General features: G+C 61.2%; 2 protein-coding genes and 1 pseudogene. All 3 read left to right on the forward strand.

Going from position 1 to position 3,316, the window contains the following annotated elements:
• Positions 1 to 570, forward strand: a pseudogene (locus EN993_RS33285) (glycosyl transferase); the annotation flags it as partial.
• A 74-nt stretch (positions 571 to 644) separates the two neighbouring features.
• The gene (locus EN993_RS33290) at positions 645 to 1,541 is read left to right on the forward strand and encodes a UTP--glucose-1-phosphate uridylyltransferase (RefSeq protein ID WP_127265998.1); all 897 of its coding nucleotides are present in this window, start codon (positions 645 to 647) and stop codon (positions 1,539 to 1,541) included.
• A gap of 236 nt (positions 1,542 to 1,777) precedes the next feature.
• Positions 1,778 to 3,316, forward strand: a 1,539-nt coding sequence (locus EN993_RS33295; protein ID WP_245469040.1) for a Wzz/FepE/Etk N-terminal domain-containing protein, incomplete at its 3' end; no start/stop codon positions are given.

A 3,316-nucleotide genomic window follows, 5' to 3' on the forward strand; every position in this document is an offset into this window, starting at 1 on the left:
GAGGACGCGATGTTCCCTCGACACTATCTGGAAGGCTTGCGCGAAATTTCACTGGCCACCTACATAGCCGGCAACGTCGTCTTCGAATCGAAGTTCAATCTCGGCTATCTCAAGCCGATTTTTCAGCGCGAATTCCTGAACGAGAACGGGCTTCGCTATGATGAGAAACTGAGGATCGGCGAAGACTACATCCTATTTGCCGAAGCCTTGGCCAAGGGCGGCAAATGCGTGGTCGAGCCCGATATCGGCTATGCCTATCATATCCGCAGCGGCTCCATCTCGCACGTGCTCGAGCTCCATCACGTCGAAGCGATGCGCAAGGCGGATGCCGTGTTCGCTCAAACCCACCAGATGGATGAGGCCGCGCAAGCGGCGTTTGCCCGGCGCAGCCGCAGCCTGCGCAAGGCCGCCTCATTCCTGTCGATGGTTCAGCACATCAAGGCGCGGTCCCCGCTCAAGGCGATCCGGACAGCGCTCAGCGACCCGGCGGCGGTCAGGCATATGGGCATGCCGATCGCCGTGCGGTTGCGAAGAATGGCGGCACAGTTTGCCGTTGGGGTGGGGAGGTGAAGATGCAGGCACATGGAGGGATTTTTCGTGGCCTGTGAATGGACTGAAGTCGATCTCCTCAGAAGGAATTTGCGATGAAGAAAATCAGGAAGGCCGTGATACCGGTGGCGGGGCTTGGAACACGGTTCCTGCCGGCGACCAAGTCGATGCCAAAGGAAATGCTTCCCGTCGTCGACAGGCCTGTCGTGCAATATGCGGTGGACGAGGCCTTCGAGGCGGGCATCGAGCACATCGTGTTCGTGACCGGCCGCAACAAGGCGGTCATCGAGGACTATTTCGACCTGCATCCGGAATTGATCGGCACCCTGGAGCAGACCGGCAAGAAGACCCAGCTGGAGGCGCTCGAAAGCATGCTGCCTGTGGCCGGTGCCACCAGCTTCATCCGCCAGCAATCCCCGCAAGGCCTCGGCCATGCCGTCTGGTGCGCGCGCGAGGTTATCGGCAATGAGCCCTTCGCCTTGCTGCTGCCGGACATGGTGTCCTTCGGCGGGCGTGGATGCCTCGCCGAAACCGTCGACCTTTATGAGCGCACTGGCGGCAACGTCATCGCCGTCGAGCGTTGTGAACCGACCGAGACCAACAAATACGGTATCGTTGGTCGTGGCGTCGAGATCGGCGGCGGTTTCGAGGTGACGGCTATGGTCGAAAAGCCGGCGCCGGCCAACGCGCCGTCGAACTTCTACATCAACGGCCGCTACATCCTGCAGCCCGAGATCTTCGCGCTTCTGGGCAATCAGCAGCGCGGCGCCGGCAACGAGATCCAGCTGACGGACGCCATGGTCCGTCTGTCGAAGGATCAGCCGTTCTTCGCACAACCTTTCAAGGGGCGCATGTTCGACTGCGGTTCCAAGGAAGGGTTCATCCAGGCCAACATCGCCTTCGCGCTGGCGCGCGACGATATGAAGGGCCCGGTTTTCGAGATGCTTCAGGAGTTCGTCCGGTCGCATGAACGCCAGGAAGAAGCCGCATAATGCCCATCTTTCGGGAGCATTGTCGGATGGCTGGTGAAGAGGGGCCGGTAGGCCCTCGCCGTCTGGCACGACGCTTGCGTTGCTTCTGGCGATGCTCCCGATCTTCGAGGCGTCTGCAAGCCAAAGCATGATCCCGGAAAGTGGGTCCCGGTTTCCGGAAAAGATCATGCTCAAACAGTGAGATAGAGCCCATTGCGATCAATCGGAATGGGACCGGCTCTAGAATTGGACCGAAGATGAATTATGCCAACTTTCCTCTCGACAAGAGGATGCCATTGCCGAATTCCAACGCAGGAGACGGCGAAGACTTCATCGATATCGAGCGGCTGCTTGGCATGGCCGCACGGCAGGCCAAGGTGGTTGCCGTGTGTGCTGTCATCGGTGTCTTTCTGGGTCTGCTCTATCTGCAGACGACGCCGCCCAAATATCAGTCGGTCGCGAGTGTGCTGATCGACGAAGGCTTGAACAAGATTGTCGATGATATCTCGGCGGCGTCGACAACCATGCAGACCGATTCCGCCATCCTGAGCCAGATCGAGATCCTGACCTCGACGCGGCTTGCCGCCGTGGTCGTCGACAAGCTGAAGCTCGACCAGAACGATGCGTTCATGAATCCGCCCGTATCGGCTCTGGCGAAGGGCGTCGGCATGGTCAGGAGCGTGATCCAGTATGTCCGCCCCAGCCCTTCCATGCCGGGGGGGGCCGACTTCAGCAAGCTCGACCCGGCCGCCCGTGACGCGCTGATCGCCACATCGCGTCGCGACTATGCGATCCTCAAGCTGCAGAACGAGATCCAGGCTGAGCGCACCGGCCGAAGCTATGTCATCGCGCTCGGCTACCAGGCCACGGATCCGGCCTTGGCAAACGCCATCACCAAGGCTTATGCCGACGCCTATCTCGCCGATCAGCTCGACGCCAGCTTCGATGCCACCGAACGGGCTGCGGTCTGGCTGCAGGGCCGGTTGACCGAACTGCGCCAGAGCTCGCAGGCAGCATCGCTGGCGGTCGAGAAATTCAGGGCTGAGCACGGGTTGGCCGCCAACAGCGATGGCCAGTTGATGAGCGACAAGCAGCTCTCCGATCTCAACGCCCAGCTCATCGTGGCGCAGGCCGATACCGCGCGTGCCAGCGCCCGCTACCAGCAGTACAAGGCGATTGTCGACAGCGGCTCCGACAACGCCTTCAAGGATGCCGCCATATCGAGCGACCAGCCGAGCAGTTCGGTCATCGCGGCGCTCAAGACCCGCTACCTCACGGTGGCCAAGCGGCTGCAGGACGTCGAGGCGAATTTCGGCCCCGAGCATCCGCAGGCGGTGGCGCTTGCCAAGGAGAAGGCCGACATATCGACGCAGATTTTCGGCGAACTGAAGCAGCTGACCGAGAGCTATCGCAACGAATATGAGGTAGCGCTGGCGCGCGAGACCGCGCTCAGGGCCAATGTCGCGGCCGCACAAGGCAAGAGTTCCGTCGACAACCAGACGCAAGTCAAGCTGCGTGAACTCGATCAGCAGGCGACGGCGCTCACCACGCTCTATCAGACATTCCTCGGCCGCTACGAAGAAGCTGCGCAGCAGCAATCCTTCCCGGTCGGCAAGATCCGCATCATCTCGGACGCTTCGATGCCGATGGCTGCGTCAAGCCCGCGCACGATCGTCGTGCTAGGACTTTCGCTGGTTCTTGGCATGCTGATGGGCGCCGGCTTCGGCGGCCTCAACGAGTTCAACGAACGGTTCTTCAGGACCGGCGAGGATGTGCGCGACCGCGTCGGCCTGAAA

The organism is Mesorhizobium sp. M7D.F.Ca.US.004.01.2.1, assembly GCF_003997785.1.
Classification (GTDB): Bacteria; Pseudomonadota; Alphaproteobacteria; order Rhizobiales; family Rhizobiaceae; genus Mesorhizobium; species Mesorhizobium loti.